This window comes from Paenibacillus sp. FSL M7-0802 (genome assembly GCF_038004945.1).
In the GTDB taxonomy this organism is placed as follows: Bacteria; Bacillota; Bacilli; order Paenibacillales; family Paenibacillaceae; genus Paenibacillus; species Paenibacillus polymyxa_B.
This window is the reverse complement of the sequence record NZ_JBBOSD010000001.1, coordinates 4174637-4196509: the sequence shown is the minus strand read 5'-3', so window position 1 is coordinate 4196509 and position 21873 is coordinate 4174637. Positions and strand designations below refer to the sequence as shown.

The 21873-nt window shown below is 45.7% G+C and carries 20 protein-coding genes, 1 tRNA gene and 1 riboswitch; of the genes, 8 read left to right on the top strand and 13 right to left on the bottom strand.

Features of this window, described 5'->3' with window-relative positions; genetic code table 11:
* Positions 1–1737 carry an ATP-binding protein gene (locus MHB54_RS19370; protein ID WP_068941713.1) on the bottom strand — a complete coding sequence of 579 codons (1737 nt, stop codon included), beginning with the start codon at positions 1735–1737 and terminating at the stop codon, positions 1–3.
* A complete protein-coding gene (locus MHB54_RS19365; protein WP_028541546.1) occupies positions 1734–2183 on the bottom strand; it encodes a hypothetical protein in 450 nt (149 codons plus the stop codon). Before MHB54_RS19365 ends, MHB54_RS19370 begins: the two co-directional genes overlap by 4 nt.
* A gap of 45 nt (positions 2184–2228) precedes the next feature.
* On the opposite strand from MHB54_RS19365, the gene MHB54_RS19360 reads away from it, so the two are divergent.
* Positions 2229–2933, top strand: a complete 705-nt coding sequence (locus MHB54_RS19360) for a response regulator (RefSeq protein ID WP_023990009.1) — start codon at positions 2229–2231, stop codon at positions 2931–2933.
* Here MHB54_RS19360 and MHB54_RS19355 read toward each other — a convergent pair.
* Genes MHB54_RS19355 through MHB54_RS19340 form a run of 4 tightly spaced genes read right to left on the bottom strand, consistent with a single transcriptional unit; the run spans position 2901 to position 7373 of the window.
* On the bottom strand, positions 2901–3812 hold the full coding sequence (locus MHB54_RS19355) for a glycosyltransferase family 2 protein (RefSeq protein WP_023990010.1): 912 nt from the start codon (positions 3810–3812) through the stop codon (positions 2901–2903). The genes MHB54_RS19360 and MHB54_RS19355 overlap by 33 nt on opposite strands.
* Positions 3772–4998: a glycosyltransferase family 4 protein gene (locus MHB54_RS19350; RefSeq protein ID WP_023990011.1), complete on the bottom strand. Its 1227-nt coding sequence runs from the start codon at positions 4996–4998 to the stop codon at positions 3772–3774. The genes MHB54_RS19355 and MHB54_RS19350 overlap by 41 nt, the downstream gene beginning before the upstream one ends.
* Positions 4982–6247 carry a transporter gene (locus MHB54_RS19345; RefSeq protein WP_068941715.1) on the bottom strand — a complete coding sequence of 422 codons (1266 nt, stop codon included), beginning with the start codon at positions 6245–6247 and terminating at the stop codon, positions 4982–4984. The genes MHB54_RS19350 and MHB54_RS19345 overlap by 17 nt, the downstream gene beginning before the upstream one ends.
* Before the next feature lie 4 nt (positions 6248–6251).
* A complete protein-coding gene (locus MHB54_RS19340; protein WP_028541542.1) occupies positions 6252–7373 on the bottom strand; it encodes a glycosyltransferase in 1122 nt (373 codons plus the stop codon).
* Between the two features lie 505 nt (positions 7374–7878).
* Here MHB54_RS19340 and MHB54_RS19335 point away from each other — a divergent pair.
* The 5 genes from MHB54_RS19335 (at position 7879) to thiE (ending at position 13075) form a co-directional block, all read left to right on the top strand.
* Complete coding sequence (locus MHB54_RS19335; RefSeq protein WP_340981796.1) at positions 7879–9600, top strand: NAD-dependent malic enzyme; 1722 nt, start codon at positions 7879–7881, stop codon at positions 9598–9600.
* Between the two features lie 92 nt (positions 9601–9692).
* Positions 9693–9795: riboswitch (TPP riboswitch) on the top strand.
* Between the two features lie 136 nt (positions 9796–9931).
* On the top strand, positions 9932–10621 hold the full coding sequence (tenA, locus tag MHB54_RS19330) for a thiaminase II (protein ID WP_071558338.1): 690 nt from the start codon (positions 9932–9934) through the stop codon (positions 10619–10621).
* A 74-nt stretch (positions 10622–10695) separates the two neighbouring features.
* Entirely contained in the window at positions 10696–11538 is an 843-nt protein-coding gene (gene thiM / locus MHB54_RS19325; protein WP_340981794.1) for a hydroxyethylthiazole kinase, read from the top strand.
* On the top strand, positions 11535–12365 hold the full coding sequence (gene thiD / locus MHB54_RS19320) for a bifunctional hydroxymethylpyrimidine kinase/phosphomethylpyrimidine kinase (RefSeq protein WP_071558336.1): 831 nt from the start codon (positions 11535–11537) through the stop codon (positions 12363–12365). The genes thiM and thiD overlap by 4 nt, the downstream gene beginning before the upstream one ends.
* A complete protein-coding gene (gene thiE, locus MHB54_RS19315) occupies positions 12362–13075 on the top strand; it encodes a thiamine phosphate synthase (RefSeq protein WP_340982139.1) in 714 nt (237 codons plus the stop codon). The genes thiD and thiE overlap by 4 nt, the downstream gene beginning before the upstream one ends.
* Here thiE and MHB54_RS19310 read toward each other — a convergent pair.
* The 3 genes from MHB54_RS19310 to MHB54_RS19300 form a co-directional block, all read right to left on the bottom strand.
* Positions 13020–13187: an aspartyl-phosphate phosphatase Spo0E family protein gene (locus tag MHB54_RS19310; protein ID WP_071558335.1), complete on the bottom strand. Its 168-nt coding sequence runs from the start codon at positions 13185–13187 to the stop codon at positions 13020–13022. The two genes, thiE and MHB54_RS19310, sit on opposite strands and share 56 nt — an antisense overlap.
* Positions 13188–13579: 392 nt before the next feature.
* Entirely contained in the window at positions 13580–14998 is a 1419-nt protein-coding gene (locus MHB54_RS19305) for a helix-turn-helix domain-containing protein (RefSeq protein ID WP_071559582.1), read from the bottom strand.
* Positions 14999–15156: 158 nt separating this feature from the next.
* Positions 15157–16131: a LacI family DNA-binding transcriptional regulator gene (locus MHB54_RS19300; protein WP_340981793.1), complete on the bottom strand. Its 975-nt coding sequence runs from the start codon at positions 16129–16131 to the stop codon at positions 15157–15159.
* A gap of 185 nt (positions 16132–16316) precedes the next feature.
* Here MHB54_RS19300 and MHB54_RS19295 point away from each other — a divergent pair, with 185 nt between their 5' ends.
* The gene (locus MHB54_RS19295) at positions 16317–17660 is read left to right on the top strand and encodes a 6-phospho-beta-glucosidase (protein ID WP_023990022.1); all 1344 of its coding nucleotides are present in this window, start codon (positions 16317–16319) and stop codon (positions 17658–17660) included.
* A 161-nt stretch (positions 17661–17821) separates the two neighbouring features.
* Here the strand turns inward: MHB54_RS19295 and MHB54_RS19290 are convergent, their stop codons facing one another.
* The 3 genes from MHB54_RS19290 to MHB54_RS19280 all read right to left on the bottom strand — a co-directional run bounded on the left by MHB54_RS19290 (position 17822) and on the right by MHB54_RS19280 (position 20619).
* Positions 17822–18724: a PhzF family isomerase gene (locus MHB54_RS19290; protein ID WP_068941727.1), complete on the bottom strand. Its 903-nt coding sequence runs from the start codon at positions 18722–18724 to the stop codon at positions 17822–17824.
* Positions 18725–19057: 333 nt separating this feature from the next.
* Positions 19058–20128, bottom strand: coding sequence for an IS4 family transposase (locus MHB54_RS19285; protein WP_264454633.1), 1071 nt, complete (start codon positions 20126–20128; stop codon positions 19058–19060).
* 417 nt (positions 20129–20545) lie between these two features.
* Positions 20546–20619 (bottom strand) — tRNA-Arg (locus tag MHB54_RS19280).
* Between the two features lie 174 nt (positions 20620–20793).
* Between MHB54_RS19280 and MHB54_RS19275 the strand changes: the two genes are divergently transcribed.
* The gene (locus tag MHB54_RS19275; protein WP_264454632.1) at positions 20794–21087 is read left to right on the top strand and encodes a DUF4870 domain-containing protein; all 294 of its coding nucleotides are present in this window, start codon (positions 20794–20796) and stop codon (positions 21085–21087) included.
* Between the two features lie 319 nt (positions 21088–21406).
* Here MHB54_RS19275 and MHB54_RS19270 read toward each other — a convergent pair whose 3' ends face one another.
* Complete coding sequence (locus MHB54_RS19270; protein ID WP_013311672.1) at positions 21407–21766, bottom strand: hypothetical protein; 360 nt, start codon at positions 21764–21766, stop codon at positions 21407–21409.
* Between the last annotated feature and the right edge of the window lie 107 nt (positions 21767–21873).

Genomic DNA, 21873 nt, shown 5'->3' with positions numbered 1-21873 from the left:
CTATCTCCTCAAACGAACGATTGCCTGCAAGCCCTGATCGGTATTACGCAGCTTTAAACGACCGCCTATGGTCTTCAGGTATGCATCCATATGATACAGGCTGAACGCATGCTCCTGGGAGTTTTGGGAATAGTCTGGCTGGAAATAGCTCCAACGCATTTTATCATCAATCCCGCCGCCCGTGTCTTCAATGTTAATAATAATTTCTCCTTCTTCCAGCCGTGAACTAACCTTAAGCACTTGAGATTGCCGCTTGGACCGCAGACCTGTTCGGCCCTTTTCCTGATTCTCAGGCTGCTCTTCACCTTGGCCCATGGCCTGAACTGCATTTTCCAGCAGCCCCTGAATCGTTTTGTACAGCATGGGTGCTTGTGCTGCAATCGATGGAACAGGCTCTTGCCGCAAGATCACTTGAATGTTCTTCATGTTCAATGAACGGTTCGCCCATTTCAGCGACTCAGACAATACTTCATTCATATCTGTAAAGCTAATTCCACTATTATCATGCATCTTCTCTTCCAGCTCATCGCGCAAGCTACGGACTCCCGTCAGTAACTCTCCCAGTGAGGATTCCTGTCTGAGACGACCCTGGATGAAATTTTCATTCAACTCGCGAAAATACTCCAGTTCCTCATGAGAGGCTCCTTTTCCCTGACTGGAAGCCGCTTCAAAACGGTTTGCTAGATCATGATAAAATCCCAGCAGCTTCAAATCATCACCGCCTGTGAGACGGCTAGTCTGCTCTTGCAGCTCTTGTAGCTGCTGCTCAATCGTCTGCATTAACGGCAAATAATATGTGTCCTGCTGCTGTCGCATATCTTCATCGCGCCGTTGGTCACGCACCTGATTGTTCACGATGGCATCCTTTACAATCCTTTTGCGGAACTGTACGAGCATGGCCCACAGAATGAACAATATCAGAACCATGACCATCCACAATTGTTTGCGAAAGGAGCTGATTCGCTGTGCTGTATCCTCGCTGACATCCTTAATCGATATGTAAAGGGCCTCTTCCCCAATGCGGCTGAATCCTATTCCGTGTTTCTCACCGTCATCTTCAATGACACCTGTATTGCCCTCCAGCAGCCTACGGGTTACGCCCGTGATGTCCGTTCGGTTAATATCCGGAGTACTTCGGGAAGCTACGACCTTAAATTGACCGTTATAAAATAAAGTCTCATGCTGGTTAACCGGTTTACTTTTAATAATCCCGCTGAGCATATCAGCGTCAACCGTGCGCACCATAAAACCGCCCATCTGCGCTCCTTGAATCCTGCATGCTATATACTGGGCAGGCTGATGATCCTCTGTTACAAAAGAGCTTACTGCACAACCATTTTGCAGCCATTTAATCTGCTGGACCGCACTTTTCATCTCACGATTGTCTCGCCCGACCATCACATGATACTGCTCATCCAGCACATAAAAGGCCCCGCCGCTTTCACGCTTAAACCCTTCAGGATACTGGCGTGTTCCCTGATTCAGCATATCTCTGCCCAGACTGGACGACAGCTCCTTCAGTTCAGTCTGCCATGCGGCATAACGCTCGGTTATGCTGCTGGAAAGTTCCTGTACCTCATACTGGAGCTGCTCGTTCTGAATCTCCGCCAAGTGACCACTGAATTGCCGCACAACAAACCATTGAAGCACAGCGGCCAAGAACAATGTCACACCCAGAACGATCAGGTACAGGATCAGCTTTTGCCAACCTGGTTTCAACAAAGCCCATTGCTTCATGCTCCCCTGTCCCCTCCATTCTGTTCAAGACGGCTCAAAATAGCCTGCATCAGGCATTCCAGCTCGTAGCTGACCAGCGGTAGCCGTGCGCACAGCAACCGGGGAGTACGGCGCTGGAGTGCAGCAAACCTCGCAGCGGTTTCCGTTGCCCCGTCCGTCAGTAGGATCAACTCGCATGTTTTTGCGATATATAAGCGATCCAGCTCTTCCTCGCCGTATTCTCGCAGATCAACAACGTAAATATCATGACGATCGTCCATATGCTGAAGTGCGCTGGAGACAGCCAGGGTCACTCCTGTATGCCGTGCAGCATGATACTGATGAAGGAGACGCATACCTTTTTCCCAGAGGGCATGTTCAGCCGAATCAAATCGTTCACAAAAAAGACGCAACGCCCGTTCTGTATTGACATCTTTCAAAAATGCCAAAACGCTGATATTATACATGTAGTTCCTCATTTCTTACTTCCTGATTGGAGTTGCGCAGTTCTTATGACACCCCAAAACATTCTATTTGTTGACGACAGCCCTATGGTTCTGTCCCTGCTTGAACGGACCTTGACGCAAGAAGCATTCACCTTACATACCGCTCACACGCCCAAAGAAGCCTTACAAGTGCTGGAACAGCACCCGATTGATGTGGTAGTTTCCGATCTGCTCATGCCTGGTCTGGATGGGATTACCTTCCTTCGCATGATTAAGAAGGATTATCCACATATCGTACGAATTATTTTGTCTGGTCACCTGCATACGCAGTCCATTTTATCGGCGATTAACCAAGTCGGTGTGTTCCGTTTTTTGACGAAACCGCTGGAGCTGGATGATGATACGCTAAAAAAAATACTGTATGAAGCGCTTGATCAGGCCAAACTCAACCGAAACAGCCTACATGCAGACCAGAACGTAGCTTCCAACCTGTCAGTTTTTATAGACAGCATTTTGAATGCACCGTACCGACCCTATGTGCTGCTGAATGAACAAGATATCGTAACCGCTGTACACATTGCACTCGCTGAGCTGTATCCTGTCGGCTGCTCACTACGTCATCCTGACGGGGAAGGTATTCAGTTAACCACGCATTCATTATATATACCGTATGAGGAGTCGGAATCTTCCGATCCCGACTTATACACGCTGGATACACTGACCCTCGGCCATTCATCGTTACGCCTTATCCGCCTTAGCGAGATCGCCTGAGTGACGGGTGCCGCCCTTTAACACGGCGGCTACCCCAATCACAGTCAGGCATACATACATCCACAACATCCCCATCGTCAGCAAGGGGTGACGGATATAGTTTTTCAAATTCCCCCATGTATACAGCACCGGACGGAAGAAGTACCAACGTTCCAGCGCTTTTCGCAATCCGCCCTCTTCAGATGACATCGTACGATCCATCACCGAAAAGTAGTAGGCTTTTTTACGTAATACATCGTGCAGATACACCTGTTTTTCATCATGGTATACCCGTGTAAATACCGCCCGGCGAATGACTCCGCCAGACTCTATATAACGCAAGGTCGGCTGTATTTCTTCAAAAGCAATTTGCTCCGCATTAAACCCGCCCGTCGATTCGTAAGCGCTCATTCGCCAGAAGCGTGCCGCTTCAATGGAGCGTTTTCCCAAGGTCTCACCCGCATTGTTAATCACATTTCGCTCAAAAACTTTCACTTTGGAAAAAAAATTATTTGCTTCCGAATACGCCTCTTCCGGAACGACCAAGGCGCCAATATCCTGATGATCGTCAAAAAAGTCAATGCTCTGCTGAATCAGATGTTCGGCTAAAATCATATCGGAATCCAATACAAATATGTATTCGGCACCCAAGCGTTTCGCTTCCTCAACTGCCCTGACCCTAGCGACTCCCCGCTCCCCATGGGGAAGCTCCAATACCGTTACGGGTACTGAACTCCCTGCCGACAGCATACGAATCGTCTCAACGGTCCGGTCATTGGAGCCATCATCAGCAATTACAATATGCAGATCCTTGTAATTTTGCCCCATACAGCTTCGCAAACAAGGCTCTATCGTCCGTTCATTGTTGTACGTGGAGAAGAGAATGACCACTTTGTCCACTCTGTTCCGCCTCCTCTACCCAATCTTCCATCAACTGCTCAAACGCAGCAGCCGTATGATCAAAATGGAATCTTAACGCATATTGATACGCCCGCTCACGGATAGCCATGTAATCTTCGCCGCCCTTCGCTGCTCTTTCCATTTGTTCAGATAATCCTCGGATGTCTCCGTGAAAGCATAGATACCCGCTTTTTCCGAAATCCGTTGCATCCACCAGACCCGGTGAATTGCTGACAATGCTAGGGGTTCCAACGGCTGCCGCTTCGGTAATCGTCAAACCCCAGCCTTCACGTAAGGAAGGAAATACGAGCGCGTGGGCACGACTCATCAGCTCCAGCTTATGCTCTGCTGAAACAAATCCGTAAAAGGTAATATCGGCTTGCGATTGCCCCTGTTCATCCGGTTCTCCGTATGTCAAACCATACTGTTTCATAATCGGCACTAATTGTTCTGCTACATAGGTTTTATCGGTTTTTCCGGCAATCCATAACATAGCCTGAGGGAACTTTTCCTTGAGCTGCCCAAAGGCCTCAACGACCAGATCAATACCTTTATATTTGACGAAGCGCCCAGCATACATGAAGGTCGGATTAGGCTCCTTCGTTAAAAATTGTTCGCGCGGCCAATGATCAAACTCAATGCCTTCCGGTAAAAGATGAACACGATCCGGGTGAAAGCCCAGCTTAAGCAGATCATATCGGGTAGACGGAGATACCGTAAGCGTCCGATCCTTACGAGCCAGCTTAAGCATCAAGGGCTCCATATGAAACCCAATAACATTTAGCGGGAATTTGGCGTTCTCAAACCATATTTCCCTTGTTAGTTGATGTATGAAAAAGATCCGCTTGGATGCCTCCACCCAAAATCGGGTAAAGAATTGATGCGTATTCGCCTGGTTAATCACATAATCGATCTTCCCTCGATGACGACGGTAATAGCGCATCGCATAATAAATAACACTGTATATGTTCCCTTTTCGAATATACGTAATACCGTCAATAATTTCATGCTCAGGCATCCCCTCAAATTGGGGTGAAAAATGAATGAACTGGAAACGTCCTTGCTGTGAGCGTTTAAGCATTTCATGGGTAAAAATTTCTGCTCCCCCGCTTTTAGGTGAACGAATGTCACGCCAGGAAAGCAATAGAACTACGGTTTTACCGTCCTGTTCATGTATGGTATTCATGGGGTAAATCCCCCTTTATCTTTATTTTGAACAAATGCACATAGGCGTCTATCACAAAGTAGAGAGCCATAGCCCCGTAAACTATGAACTCAGATAGCAAAAAATCTACCGGATCTGTGTGGGCAATATGAAAGGCTACTAATAAAGCCGCGGCTCCTGCCATCAGACTGAACATAAATTTGCGTCTGCCCACCAATACGTGCACATGCACAAAAAACAGCACGATGGAAAATAGCCAGTACACCCATCCTCCCCATGGAATATAGGCCTCGGCCGATTGGTAAGAGGCTCCGAATAATATGGGAATAGAGGAAGGGAACACAAAGGTCGTGCCCACATATACACAGATTGCAGCTATAGCCATTAAACCGGCATAGACGGCAATCAACTTGCCCAAAGCTTGGCGGTCATGCCCCTGCGCACCGATCTTTGGAATAAAGGCAGCAATTAGACTATACGAAACGTAATAGACCAACTGGCTGTACTTCAGCGCAATGGCATAGCTGCTGGCCTGCTCAGGAAAGTAATGCTGTACATACAACATGTCGATGGAGATACAAAACAAAATGAATAAATTCGTCATAAGGCTATCGGTGAAATCCTGACCCAATGATTTCCATAGCCCAGAAGGGATATGTTCTCCACTGTATGTGAATAAGGACAAGCCACGAGCCGAAACGATCCAGCCGTGGAGCAGCGACAGCAACATTCCTCCACAGCTTGCTAACAGTAGGGCTTCCAGCTTTAACCCCAGTGCAGCCAGAACAAAAAACAGGCTCAGCTTCCCTAATACCTCAATGTAATAGTTCACATTGAGCGCCAACATGCGTTCCCTGCCCTGTAAATCTCCGCGGCACGAACTTACAAGAATATGCAGTCCGATCAAGCCATACAGCATGAACAGCGGGCCGGATTCGACGCCTAATAGCGAACGCAGTAACGGATGAAAGATGAGTAAAATGATCATGGCAAGCACGGTTAGCACCAGAGGTGCTTTGAGTAATAAAGAACCGAGCGGTAAGCTTCGTAGCGCAAGCTTTTGGTCTCCCTTAGAGACCAGTTTGGCGGTTAATAGCTGGATGGATAAACCCAAAACGGATAAAAGTGCAAAAAGTGCCAGCAGCGCATTCGCCTGGCCATAAGCTTGTCCGGTAAGATACCAGCTCGCTGCAATGTGGAAGAAAAAATTAAATCCGTTAAGCAGCACATTAAAGAGAGGGAACATCAACGATCGCAATCGGTTGTTCACGTTGTTATCTCACCCGCCGATCCAGTCGCCAAATATCAATGATGGAGCGTAAAAAACGAATAGAATCCTTCCAGACATGAATGTGCGATCCATCGCGGTCAATACATTTGACGGGTAATTGCAGCACACGAAGCTGGAGTCGCTTGGCAATAAACATCATTTCTAGATCCAGCGCCAGTCCGAGCTGTTCCTTTAAATGCGGAAACATCCGTTTCACTGCAACCGAACTCATCACTTTAAGCCCAGTCTGCGAATCTACCACACCTGTTGGTAAAAAAGGACGGGAAATGACCCGCTTACCAAAGCTGACAACAGATCGCAATAAAGATCGATTCTCGGCGGTCATATCCTTGGTTCCGATCACGACATCATAATAGCCCTGCTGAACAACATTAATCATTCTGGCAATATCCTCAATAAAAAAGGAGTCGTCCGCATCCACAAATACGTAGTAATCCGCACCTATGGTCCGCATCCCTTCCAGATACGTCCCTGCCTTACGTGTATTGCGTCCCAATTCCCTTGTTTGAAGCAGCGGGCTAAGATTCTGATTAATCCTGTTTACGGACAAGTCCGTTGCTGCCTCCAGCGCTTTAATCAAGGCATTGGTACCATCGTGACTGCCATCATCAATGAGATAAATCGAACCTTCAATAATATGGCTGCGGATAAAGGCTTGCAGTCGTTCAGCAAAGGTTTTGACATGAACAAAACGTTGCTCTTCGTTATATACAGACAAGATAAATGCAATATGTTGGCTTTTGGTCGAATACTCGGGATAGAGCAAGCTTTGTATTTCCGAAAGCATTTCTTCGGTGTCATTGGCTTGCCAAAATAGCAGGCGCAAACGGCCTACTCCGGTGATTTGCACCATATGCTGATCACTGAACGGAATTGTTACATCCGTCACCAGTAACAATGGCATTTGCGGAAATTGGCTACGGATCTGATTGGCTTTCCGCACCGCCTGCCCCGGCTCCCTATAATCAATCAGGCAACAACATGCGTTCTCGTAGACTGAAGCTGCCTCCGTGTCCTCGCACTGTATATATTGGTAAAAACAAATCACATTGGGATAATCAATAGCCCTGTCGTTATCGCTAAAAATGGCTATAGGTCCCTGCACACAAACCTCTCCTTTTCCTCCGAATAGTTCTATTTTGTTGAAAAAGAATTAAGAATGTTTGCTTATAGGAGTTAAATTAATGTCCAAATACTTCATATTTCCTTAACAAAATAGCTGACACTCCATGATATATAAGGATATAAGAGAAGAAAAACTGATTTTCATATTTGATAAAAATAGAGTATTTAGACCTGATTCATTAGAACCAAAACCATCAGAATTAGTTAGCGCATCTATATCTAAAATTAGTTCTTTTAGATCAACAGAAGGAAATATATATGGTTATTTTGTCATAGATAAATAGAAGAATAAAACAGATTCGCACGTCCATACTATGGACAACATGTCATCTTGAAAATTTTGCAAAAATCCGATAAGCGACTTTCAATGAACAAGATATAGATCGAAATGGTTTAGTTCGTCTATATCTTGCACTTCGGAGCGACTGGAATCGAATTTTGTGAAATCCTTACAATATGTAAATGAAGAGAAGGAAGGTCTTTCTATGGAAGCATTTTATGTCAATCGCGATGGGTCATTATCTACTCCATTACGGGGAAAGGATGTGTTGGCAAATCCCCTTTTGAACAAAGGTGTCGCTTTTACAGAAGAAGAACGCAAGGAGCTGGGTTTGGAAGGAATCCTTCCTCCAACCGTCCTTTCATTGGAGAAACAGAGCGTACGGGCATATCAGCAGTTTCTGGCACAACCCACCATGCTGCGAAAAAATGCTTCTCTCAACGACCTTCACAACCGAAATGTCGTACTCTACTACCGGCTGCTAACCGATCATTTGAGTGAAATGCTGCCCGTAGTCTACACGCCGACCGTAGGAACCGCGATTCAAGAATATAGTCACGAGTACAACCGCCCTGGAGGCATATATTTGTCGATAGATAACCCGAACGGTATTGGACAAGCATTCCATAATTCTGGTTTGAATGGCCATGATGTGGATCTGATCGTCGTGACAGATTCCGAAAGTATTTTAGGGATTGGTGACTGGGGCGTCGGGGGGATTAACATTGCTATCGGCAAGCTTGCAGTGTATACGGCTGCGGCAGGCATTCATCCTGGGCGGGTGCTGCCAATTGTACTGGATGTAGGCACGAATAATGAAAAGCTGCTGAATGATCCACTGTACATCGGAAACCGCCATAAACGAGTTCGCGGAGAAGCCTATAACCAGTTTATTGATACTTTTATCAGCAAAACGTTAGCGCAATTCCCGAAGGCGCTTTTACATTGGGAAGATGTGGGTAGCGTTAATGCGCGCCATATTATAGGAAAATACGGTCAAAGCATACTCACCTTCAACGATGATATACAAGGTACAGGAGCAGTGACCCTGGCTGCGATTCTTTCGGCGGTGGGTGTCACCAAGACTCCGCTGCGTGAACAAAAAATACTTGTTTTCGGCCCAGGGGCTGCAGGGATCGGTAACGCTGATCAAATTCGGGGCGCTATGATCGAGGATGGCCTTTCCGTAGATGATTCATTCAAGTCCTTTTGGGCCTTTGATTATCGCGGGCTGTTAACGGAAGATATGGAAGACGTATTGGAGTATCAGAAACCGTATGTGCGCAAAAAGGATGAAGTCAGCTCATGGACCCGGTCGGGTGACGGCAAAATACCGCTACTGGAGGTCATCCGTCAGGTGAAGCCTACGATATTGATTGGAACTTCCGGTGTAGCAGGTGCCTTTTCTGAAGAGATCATCAAGGAGATGGCAAAGCATGTAGAACGCCCGATCATTATGCCCATGTCCAATCCTACAAACCTTGCAGAAGCAGTACCCGAGGATTTGATCCGGTGGACAGATGGCAGAGCACTGATCGCAACCGGAAGTCCTTTTGAGCCCGTTACCTATAACGATACAAATTTTGAGATTGGACAGGCGAACAATGCCTTTGTTTTTCCGGGACTGGGTCTGGGTGCGATTGTGGTTAAAGCCAAAAGGATTACCCCTGCGATGTTTACAGCGGCAGCAGTTGCTGTTGCCAATGGTGTAGATTCGAATACGCCTGGCGGTGCGCTACTCCCTCATATCCGAAAATTACGCGAAGTTTCGTACGCTGTTGCGATTGCGGTTGCAAAAGCCGCGATTCAGGATCAGGTAGCGCAGGCGCACATTTCAGATGTGGAACAAGCTATACAAGATGCAATGTGGAAACCGAAATATGCCAAGGTCAAAGCAGTGGAAAGTGTAATTCATCACCCTCACTAAGCCCAAAACACCTAACTAGAGGAAATTTAATATTTTGTACACTATGTTTGACATAGCATATGAACGAATGTACAGTAATAGTCAAAAGAATAGAAGTCCACTAGGGGAGCCACTATGGCTGAGACAAGAGCGTATCTTGGACCCTTTGAACCTGATCTAGTTCGTACTAGCGTAGGAAAGTGGAGCCTTCGTATATAAGGTTTCAAGCGTTTTTTGCGTATTGGGCCTATTGTTGAAGCCGCTCCATTTTTCCGGGGCGGCTTTTTAGCGTTGTTCCGGAATTATATTCTTACAGGACTTCTTGCTCTTCAATTTAATGGAGGTGGGGAAATTGAGTTTTACACAAGAACTCCGTCGGCAGGCGGACGGCATTTTTCAAGCGATTTTTGAGCATCCCTTTGTGAGAGGTATTGCTGAAGGAAGTTTGACAAGGGGACAGCTGATTCACTATGTAAAACAGGACTTTGAATATTTGAACGCCTACATGCGGATATACGGCATCGCAATCTCCAAATGCACGAATCGGGAGGACATGGCTGTATTTAATGAACAAATCTCTTTTATTCTCCACAGCGAGGTTCATCCGCATCAAAATTTCTGTGCTGTCGCAGGGGTGAGCTATGAAGAGTTGCAGGGATATCCGCTCGCTCCGTCGGCTCATCACTATATCCGTCACATGCTGACGGTTGCGCATGAGGGCAGCCTGGGCGAGATCTTGGCTGTGCTGCTGCCATGTATGTGGACGTATGCCGAGATTGGTCGCAGGCTGCTGGATGAAGTAAAGCCGGATGAGTCTCATCCGTTCTATGAATGGATGGGCTTCTATGGAGACCAGCTTGATGATACAACACTCAAGTTCCGAGAACGTGTAGATGCTTGGGCGGAAGGCGCAACGGCTGCTGAGCGAGAGCGGATGATTGAGCATTTTATACTGAGCTGCCAGCTGGAATATAAGTTCTGGGACATGGCCTATAAGCAGGAAGAATGGCCGGTCCAGATACAGGCAGCGGTCTTGGAATAGTCAGCTTGGCAATTCGATGCGTGAAGTACAGTTAATGCCCTGTTGAACCACCAACTATAGAGAGGATAATCATTATGAGTACATGGGAAAAAAGTTATTCGGATCTCCTGACGAAGGTACAAAACAGCAAACCCCTCGTTCACAATATGACCAATGTGGTAGTCACTAACTTTACGGCCAACGGCCTGTATGCATTGGGCGCCTCCCCGGTGATGGCCTATGCACTCGAGGAAGTAGCAGACATGGCAAAAATAGCGGGAGCCGTCGTGTTAAACATCGGTACGCTGAACCGCGAACTGGTGGATGCCATGATCATTGCTGGACAATCGGCGAATGCACACGGTGTTCCGGTCCTGCTAGATCCGGTCGGTGCGGGAGCAACGAGCTTTAGAACTGAGTCGGCACTGCGAATCCTGAGAAAAGTCAAAATCTCATTGGTGCGGGGCAATGCAGCCGAAGTCGCGCATCTTGTTGGAGAAGCGCGTGAGATTAAAGGCGTAGATGCTGGTGACAGTGCTGACAGCGGAAATGTCGATCTGGCAATTCGGGCTGCTCGAACGCTCAATACAATGGTTGTCATTACTGGAAAAGAGGACGTCATCACCGATGGGGCCGAAGTACGAATGATTAGCGGTGGAGACGCGCTGCTCACGAAGGTAACCGGAGCAGGCTGCCTGCTGACCTCTGTGTTAGGTGCCTTTGCAGCTGTTGAACCCAACCTGCTGCTCGCAGGTACAGCAGGCTTGGCATTTTACGGTGCAGCAGCTTCCCGAGCCGCAGCACGTACCGCAGAGCTGGGGCCCGGCAGCTTCCAGATTGCCTTTCTCGACGAGCTCGCCAAACTACATACAGGTTCGCTAGAGGGGCATGTCACTGTCCGTGAAGCCGGAACAACCACAGCAGGTGGTGCGCGATGACAGACGTTCGTGTACCCAGAGCGCTGACGATTGCCGGTTCGGACAGTGGCGGCGGGGCCGGAATTCAAGCCGATCTCAAAACCTTTCAGGAGCTTGGCGTTTACGGCATGTCGGCTATTACGGCCATTACCGTACAGAATACTTTAGGGGTCCACGGCGTATATCCGCTGCCACAGGAAGCAACAGCGGAACAGATCGAAGCTGTAGGATTAGACCTTGGAGTGGATGCCCTGAAGACTGGCATGCTGTTTAATGCGGGCATCATCCGTCTTGTGAGCAAGCAGATTCGAAAGTTCGGCTGGAAAAAGGTTGTCGTCGATCCCGTGATGATTGCCAAGGGAGGCGCAAAGCTGCTGCAGCCAGAAGCGATGCAGGCTCTGAAGGACGACCTGCTCCCCTTGGCCCTGGTCGTTACACCGAATATCCCGGAGGCGGAAGCCCTGACAGGGATCAGTATCCATACGATGGAGGATCGCCGCGAGGCTGCGAGACATATTAGCAGTATGGGATCAAAATTCGTTGTGATCAAGGGTGGCCACGCTGACGAGAGCGAGAGCAGCGAACAGATTGTGGACCTGCTCTTTGACGGAACCGCCTTTACAGAGCTGAGCGGCAAGCGAGTACGGACTGTTCATACACACGGAACAGGATGCACCTTCTCAGCAGCGATTACCGCGGAATTAGGGAAAGGGATGTCTGTACCGGAGGCTATCTCGAATGGCAAAGCCTTCATCCAGGCAGCGATTGAGGAACCTTTGCAGCTTGGACAAGGACATGGACCCACCAATCATTGGGCCTACCGACGTCGTCAGGAGGTGCTGCTATGAGCGGTAGAATGTTGTCAGAGGTGGTGCGCCGCCAGCTACAGATGTACCTGGTGCTTGGAAGCGTGAATTGCCTCGCGGAACCAGGCTGGGTCGTGCAAGAGGCTCTGGCTGGCGGCGCAACCATGGTCCAGTTCCGGGAAAAGGGTCTCGGCGCGTTAACGGGCGTTCCTATGTTCGAACTTGCGTGCCAGCTACAGGAACTGTGCCGTCACGCTGGTGTCCCCTTCATCATCAATGACGATGTGGAGCTGGCTCTTGAACTCGACGCCGACGGTGTTCACATCGGTCAGGACGATGAATCCGCCGAATCCGTCCGCGAGCGAATCGGAAATCGAATTCTAGGCGTCTCTGCCCATACCATTGAGGAAGCACGTCGAGCCATCCTGCAAGGTGCTGATTATCTCGGCGTCGGACCCATCTATCCCACCATCTCGAAAGATGATGCCCATGCCGTACAGGGACCGGCAATTTTATATGAGATGCGTAAAGCGGGAATTGATGTGCCGATTGTTGGGATCGGAGGTATTACAGTGGACCGTGTTGAGGAAGTCGCACGTGCAGGTGCAGATGGTGTGGCGGTGATTTCAGCCGTGACACAGTCAGAACAGGTTAGAGGTGCGGTCAAGGAATTAAAGAAAAATATGGTATCATTTCTCAATGATCCGATCTACATGTTTGATAATGATTCAACAGATCATCCAGCTTTTTAGATTGTTCTATTACTTTGGGATGTGTTAAAAATCCATACTTTTTCTGGACCTGGTACAGTTTCTTCCTAGCTCGTTCGACACAAAGTAAAGTCACACCTTGGTTCATCAGCATGATCCCTCCTATATGTCATATTTTATGACAAAAAGACGTTTTTTGGATTTTCAAATGATGCGCCTAACAAAAAAAGAACATCCCAAAAGTTTGCATAAACAAAGATGTCCCTAAATCCACGTTAAAAGAGCCTCCGTTTCCACTAATTAAGTGGAACAGAGGCCCTTTTCATAAAGAAATCCAATGAATATAGAGCATACATGCCAATTCTGACCTAGAGATTAACCTTATTTTGTTGGCTCTCTAATAGTCGCTGAACTCCCCAAACTTGAACTAGTCGGTGAGAATTGTCTTTGTTTCTAGCCGTTTAAGCACCTCCAATTTGTACGTGAGGCGTTATTCTTTGATTTTGGTTATGCGACTGAACAGGCATTGCTAAAATAAACAAGAAGCTAGCTGCGATGACCAGCAGAATCATTTTTTTCAACATTGTCTAACCACACCTTTTCTAATAGTTTGAAATACTCTTCCCTTGTTTCGGGAAGCGCATGTGCTTGGAAATGTGCAAAAAGCCCTGTACAGTTTATAAAATAAGTCTCATTGTTTAGGAGGTGGGCTTTTACCAGTGCATATATTAAGTGTTTAAAGCCATCATTGTACATTCCCCGCCTTAAATAGTAATAAGCCAGTTCGTAACCAAACCATGCAAAATAATCCGGCATCACTTGTTGGGTGTACATATCAGTAGATTGTGATAGCAGAGCAAAAGAATTAATCTCCACTTCAAAACGTGAAAGGATATCATTGATATCTATTGCATATCGGTTAGCAGCAATCATAACGTTCAGCAACTTGGATAGCTTTTCATTCTCGGTAGTGATTGATGTGGATGCAATATATTCAACATAATGAGGAAGCACATTGGTATCTCCAGATAGGAGTCTATTTACAAACGTATTACCTTCTGCCCAATGCTTGAACAAGTTGACCCAGTGTTGGGTTTCCTGGTCTGTCTCGATCACCCAATCTAAATCAGTGTAGGCGTACGTAAATTGTAATGCTTGCTGATAATCGCCTTGCGCTTCACAGACACTCGCACACAGTAAATCAGCATAGGTAATGTACACAAACATCGGGCGACTCAGCCTCTGTTCAGACTCCTCACACTCTCGCTTTTTCTGTTGATGTTTCAAAGAATATTGGATCTCCGCTTTGGCTCTCATTTTTCGAGCAGTTGCATCGAGCTTGTCCCATTCACGCAGAGAACGATACACATTCGCCAAATCTTTTAACGCATCAAGTTGATCTATTTCATTCAGACGTTCGACAAAGGGTTCAAATCGTGTAGCCGCCTTGAGATTTCGGATCTGATTGTTCCCCACCTGAATGGTAAACAGACGATACTGACAGATAGCCAAGCGTTCAGAGTGCTGGTACTTCTCGCCTTCCGCAATCCCTTCGTAGAGCAACAATGCAGCATTGTGCTGACCTTGTGCGAATAATTTTTCTGCTGCATCAAATAACTTTGGGGAATATAGAAGATTGTCCATAATATGTCCCACTACAAGCTGGATAGCATCCAACTTGTCCAGTTCCGCACAGCGAAACAACAACGGCTCAATTCGCCTCCAATCCGGGGAGCGCTCAATGATGTAGTTATCTATGTATAGTTCGTAAAAAAAACCCTCTGGTAGTCCCATAGCCCAAGTGATTCGATCTAACTGATGTATCGCAACAGGACGATGCTTGGCAATCCAATTATTAAGTGTTCTTTGATGAACACCTGAATATTCGGCAAATTGTGCCAGCGTCAAATTATTTTCCCCTAAATAATCCTCTAACTTCGCCAAAATCGTAGGTGTATGTCCCAAGTCATAACCACCCTTCATACAAAAAATCCAAATTTTATACTTTCACCTCAAATTATTCACCAATTATTAACATGTGTCAACATTTTTCTTCCATTATTCCTACTATATAAACTTGAATATGGTAATTAATAACCACTAACATGAAGTTCCTTTTGGAATCAGGTGGTCGCTCGTTCTACTAATTTGAATTCCAGATGATGTATCGTTTCATCCAACCCTTCAAGGGCATTGCAAATCATAATGAACGCATTCTCCGCTTGCTTGTCTATCGGATAATGAATCGTAGTTAAATCAAGCAAATGCGAGATTTCGGTGTTATCAAAGCCTACTACTGCAAAATCGCTTGGTACAGAAACACCTAGTCTCCGTGCTTCAGTCAAAAGACCTGCTGCCAAATAATCGGTAGAACAGGCAAAGGCATCCGGTCTATCTGTTTGTTCTCGTTCTGCCCACCAATGAGCTATTTGTTCACCAGCTTCTATTGAATTTAAATCATAAAAATGCGAGAAGGCCTCAGCATCCAAATCATATTTTTCGCAAAAGTCATGATAAGCTCGAATGCGTTCTTTTGTGTTCAACCCCCGCATGCTGCCGTACACATTCACAATTTTCCGATATCCTCGGGCGTACAAATGTTCCAACGCCAGCGTATAGCCCTGATACTGATCCATAAATACAGACGGGATTGCCTCAATGTTTACACGCTGCCAGGTCACAATCGGACCATATTTTGTATAATGCTCAATCACACTCCACTCATTAACACGAATCATACAGACCAAGGCGTCCAGTTGCTTTCTCCGCAACATTTCCAGCGCCTCAAGTTCTCGCCCCTTCTCCCCATTCGTAATAAACAGCGCTATATTAAAGCCATGCTCCTGGGCATACATTGTAAATCCACGCACAAATAAACCCAATGAGTCATTAAAAGAAAGTGAAATAATCCCTATAAGCTTGGTCATACCTTTTTTTAAAGATACCGCATTTAAATTAGGAACATAATCCAGTCGGTCTATGACCTCCTGCACACGCTGTCTTGTCGGTTCACTTACGTACGGATGGTTGTTAATGACACGGGACACCGTAGCCGAGGATACACCTGCCAGCTTTGCAATTTCATGAATATTCGCCATTTTTCTCACCTCGTTCTTTCTATTTTAGCATGTTCGTGTTCAGCATGTTCGTAGTGCCCGCCCTATAATTGTCACCTTCCCAAAATAAGTTTTTTAAAAGCGCTTGACCTGTAATGCATTACAGGGATTACAGTGAATTTGTGCTTAAGAAAGCGGTTAAAAAACATACTTAGGAGGCACTAACCATGAAAAAAGGCATAAAGATTGCAACCATTGGCGGAGGTTCCAGTTATACACCAGAATTAGTAGAAGGCTTCATCAAACGTTATGCAGAGCTTCCCATTCGGGAATTGTGGCTGGTAGATATTGAGGCAGGACGTGAAAAACTGGAGATTGTAGGCGCCATGGCCAAACGGATGGTGAAGGCCGCAGGCATTGATTGTGAGGTACATTTGACCCTGGATCGTCGGGAAGCGTTGAAGGACGCCGATTTTGTAACGACCCAATTTCGGGTAGGCTTGCTGGAAGCCCGGATTAAGGATGAAAGTATTCCGTTAAAACATGGCATGATCGGTCAGGAGACCAATGGTGCCGGAGGAATGTTCAAAGCGTTTCGCACCATACCCGTTATCCTCAGTATCGTCGAAGATATGAAAGAACTGTGTCCGAATGCATGGTTGATTAATTTTACCAACCCTGCGGGTATGGTCACCGAAGCTGTGCTTCGTTATGGTCAGTGGGATAAAGTCATTGGATTATGTAATGTTCCAATCGGCGCGATCAAGAGTGCATCAGCTGTGCTGGACAAACCGGAAGAAGAGTTGTTCTTTAAATTTGCAGGGATTAACCACCTTCATTGGCACAAAGTTTATGACAAAACAGGGGCCGAATTAACAGAGCAAGTCATTGAAGGACTGTACGCTCCGGGCGCAAAGCCAGAGAAAGTCGTTGAAAATATTAAGAACATGCGCTTCCTGTATGATCAAGTTCGTCAATTGAAAATGCTGCCTTGTCCTTACCATCGGTATTACTATATGACGGATAACATGCTCAAGGAAGAATTAGAGGAAGCCAAAAACGAAGGAACTCGGGGTCAAGTGGTCAAACGTCTGGAAGAAAGTCTATTTGAATTGTATAAAGATCCAAATCTGGATTACAAACCAGAGGAACTATCCAAACGCGGCGGTGCGCATTACAGCGATGCAGCCTGTGAGATCATTAATTCCATTTATAACAACAAAGGCACATTGATGGTGGTTAGTACACGTAACAATGGTGCGATTGATGATGTTCCTTATGATAGCGCCATCGAAGTGACCAGTGTCATTCGCGCCCATGGCGCCGAACCTGTCAACTTTGGCAAATTCCCACCTGCACAGCGGGGCTTGCTGCAAGTGATGAAGGCAATGGAAGAGCTGACGATTGAAGCGGCGGTCACCGGTGACTATGCAATAGCACTGCAAGCCTTCACCCTGAATCCGCTCGTACCAAGCGGGGACATTGCTCAAACCGTACTGGATGAATTGCTAGAAGCACACAAAGAGCATCTACCTCAATTCTTTGCTCATAAGGAGAAGGCGACGGTATAAAGCTAGCAGCAATCATCCTGCTGGAACACAAAAAAGCTTCCTACATGTAGGAAGCTTTTTGCTATACGTCCCAGGAGTACTTGCTGGGACGTTGGTGTTATTGGGTTTGTACTTGGCTTGACAATCCGTCATTAAGCTTATTGATAAATTTGTTAGACTTTTTAAAGTATGATCTCCGTTGAAAAAGCAATAACCGCTTTCCCCGTAATTTGAACTAATACGGGTTTTCCCTGTTCCTTTTTCACATGAACATGCATTGTTCCCTCTCTTTTGATTGCCTCACCTTGTAAAATATCAAAATCAAAAGACTGCTCATTCTCATTTTGCAAAATGTTATAGTGTACCAAATAGGCTCCAAGCGGTCCGTTTGCATTTCCTGTCACCGGGTCTTCAGCTATTCCAATTGCAGGAGCAAACATTCTTCCGTGAACCAATATATCCTCTTGTGGATTTAATGTAAAAACATAATATCCATTACATCCAATATGCTTGCTAATTTCTGTAAGCTTCTGCAAATCAGGTTTCAAACTATGTAGTATTTCATTGGAGTAAATCGGAACCATTACCTTAGAATGACCTGTTGAAGATATTGCAACTGGATATTCCATGCAAATATCTTTACAAGAAATACCTAACGCATTTGCAATCTGACTTCTTATTTCATCATTTAAAGGCTCTGATACAGAAGGTTCTCCCTGTGTCATTACAATAGAATAGTCATCTTCATACTTTATAACATCAACAGGCAATATACCTGCTTTTGTTTTTTGAATAATTCTTCCAGTTTCAGCTTTTCTCTCAATTGAATAAATATAATGCGCTGCTACTGTTGCATGACCACAAATTGGAACCTCTGTTGTTGGAGTAAAAAATCTTACTTCAACATCATAATTTGAAGAATCTGTTTCAAAAATAAATGCAGTTTCCGAATTATTTAATTCTCTTGCAATTCTCTGCATCTGCTCATCTGTAAGTCCATTTGCATTTGGAACAACCCCAGCAGGGTTACCATGAAATCTATTTTTTGTAAATGAGTCTACTTGATATATTCTATATTTTTTCATAATTTCGCCTCTATAAATACTAGTTTGTCTGTCTGTTAAATCTGATATTAACATACTTTTTAGGCAGTTTCACTTAAATTAAAAGATATAATATGGCCCTTTAATAAAAACGAACTGATCCTTATTATAGAATCGCGCTCTTTTATGGAAGATTGTGATTAAACTAAAGCCGCAGTTAGCTGAAATGGTCTTCTCAATCCTTATCTAAAAGTGGAATAAATCTTTTATGATTATAGATACTTTTAGATTCTGCCACGCCTGTTGAATAACCAAAATAAGTAACTCAATTCATGAAACAAGAGGTGCACTGAAGAAGAACGCGCTGAATCTGAATCAGCCATTCAACAGGTAGTTTTGAAGAAGAAATAGACGAGAAAATCGCGCAAAGGAAAGAACGGCATGTTGGGGCCATGAAGTCTGAGCAGCAACAAATAGCCAATTGAGCAGGACATAGACGATTAGAGCACAGAATAATTGCCCATAGACCGCATTTTCAGTCGTACCAAACAGCGTTGGAATATTCAAATGTTGCTTGATCCAACGAAAGAAGACTTCAATCTGCCATCGAGCCTTATAGATCTGTGCGATTTGTTCTGCGGTCACCTGCATTAAATCGGTAACCACCCGAATTTCCCGACCTTCAAAATCCCGAAACATCACCACACGATGACGTTGTCTGGAACGACACTGAGGGGTTCCCAACTGGCAAGTGATATCCCGAATGACGGATGAATCTGGCTTCATAAGGCGACGTAGCGCATGAGGCTTTTCCAAATGGACGTTGTCGCGAAGCCGAATGACAAACGATTGTCCATGGGTTTTGAAGTGATCCAGACGCTCCAGTTTCCCATAAGCACGGTCCATCACCAAAATGTAGTCCGGTTGAGCCAACGCTTCACTCATGGGGCCATCATGCTTGGAGCCCAGCGTTTCGACCACCTGAAGGGGTTGCCCATTTTCTGCTCGTAAAGCGACTTGAAGTTTAATACCTGCACGCTCCCCGTGATAAGGAGCCCAAGGCAAACGCGTTTTTCCCACCGTCATCGTGGTTGAATCTATGAGTAATAATTCTTTTGGGAAAGTCAGTTTCCGACGTGCTTCCCGGTTACATTTGTAAACAAGTAGATGGAAAAGTTCCTTAAATACGGAAAACGAGACTTCGGCGGCTTTGGTTGAAAAGCGTGAGTAGTGGACGACGGGCAAGCCACAGAGAGCCGCATAATCTACGCTGGATCGATAGCTACCCCATTGTTCCAACGCAGCCATGCACCAGTATTGGAGTAAATGGTACACCGTAAACTTGCGGGCTTTGTCTTCATAACCTATTAACTTCACAACCCCTTGAACTTCTTCAGGAGTCAGCATGGATTGAAGGATAGATGTAATCGTGATAGAATTTTTCATGAGATCGTCTTCTTTCGGATTCGTTTGGATGGTACCAACGATTCTATAGAAAAGACGATCTTTTTTCTACCATTTTGTGGTTATTCAACAGGCGTGCTACTATATAAAGGTATTAGTTTACTGTATGTTTCGGAGCGGCTTGGTCACGCCTCATTAGATATCACTACCTCTACATATGCCCACCTTATGAAAGAGCTACGTGAACAGGATTCAAAACAAACAACAGACATTTTTGAACGTTTATATAGCGTGTAAAAATCGTGTGTATAATTTGAGTAAACAGGTGTATTAATCACACCTTTTTCTAACGTTTTCTATCGTAACCCCAATAAAAGAAAAAACGCCCCAAACCCTTATATATCAAGGATTTGAAGCATTTTTAATTTCGTTCAAACTTTACATATCTGAACGCTTCGACGTCCCAGGAGGGATTCGAACCCCCGACCGACGGCTTAGAAGGCCGTTGCTCTATCCAGCTGAGCTACTGGGACAAGATAGTGATCAATAAAACCTTATGTATTCAGCGCATTGATTATTATATCACATTTCGGGCAACTGTCAAAAGCATTTTTTTATGATATAGGGAAGCTGGCTGCAAAAGGAATCATTTGGACGCTAACGGGGTATTATGTACAAAGAACCATGCATAAAGGAGGGGTTAATCCGTGAGAGGTCTTTTGTCGTCACTTTGTTATTTCAGCATTTTCTTCGCACCTTTTCTAGTGCCTGTCATTGTGTGGATTGCAGTACGGGACGAATATGTTCAGGGACATGCAAAAAAAGCTATTTTATCGCATATTTTCCCCATTATTGCGGCAATTCCGCTAGTGTATTTTATAATAACGTCGAATCATGCAGGTTCAGTGATCGGGTTTGTACTGCTATTCGTAGTGGTCTATCTCGGGGTTTTTGTGTATAACATCTACAAAGGGATTATGACGCTGCGTGAAGCGGCTTAGTTCAAAAAGAAGCCTCCTGCATACCGCAAATTTGGCGGGATACGGAGGCTTCTTTAGGGTCATTTTTGATGAGTTGCTGTTGCTATTTAGTTCAATGGCTGCTTATTTATTCCCAAAGCGTTTAGGACTTTTCCGTACTTCATGTCTTACGTTTTTCTCCAGCACTTCTTCCGCGAACTCATTGTTATGAATATAACTGCTGCCTTTGTTTTTCTTATACTTCGCTTTGCCGTCTATGATTTCCCCCTCCTTTCACGCTGATCCGGCGATGGCGCCGGAGCCCAAATCAACAAAAGCCGAGGCATAGCACACCATATCCTCATGCCCCGAACTCCTTGGCGAACTCTGTACTGAGCTGCCCATAGGAGAGCAATTCTTTTTTAAACTTCTCTCGCTCCTCACCAGCAGTAATGTGTGTAGAGTCGGTAAAAGCCTTGTCTGTCACTTCCTCAAATGCCGAATGCAGATTATTGTCGTACCAATCCAGCTCCAGATCGGCGTCATTGCGGATGATCCGTACCATGTCATAGTCATGCTGACCATCCGTCTGATCCTTGGCCGTGATATAGACCAGCAATTCCGGGTCATCTGCGGCACCGGGCCGCACCTCTACCTCAGCACAGCGCACTCCGTCAAGTTCAGTGAAGCGGCGTATTTTGGCATCCTTGATGTAGTACATGGTCTCCCTCCTTCCTTGCGAGTAGACGGGTTTCCCCATCTGTAGTTTTCGGAACGGACAGACATTTTATGCTTCTTTTCGGCATATATACTGATGAACTGGGGATT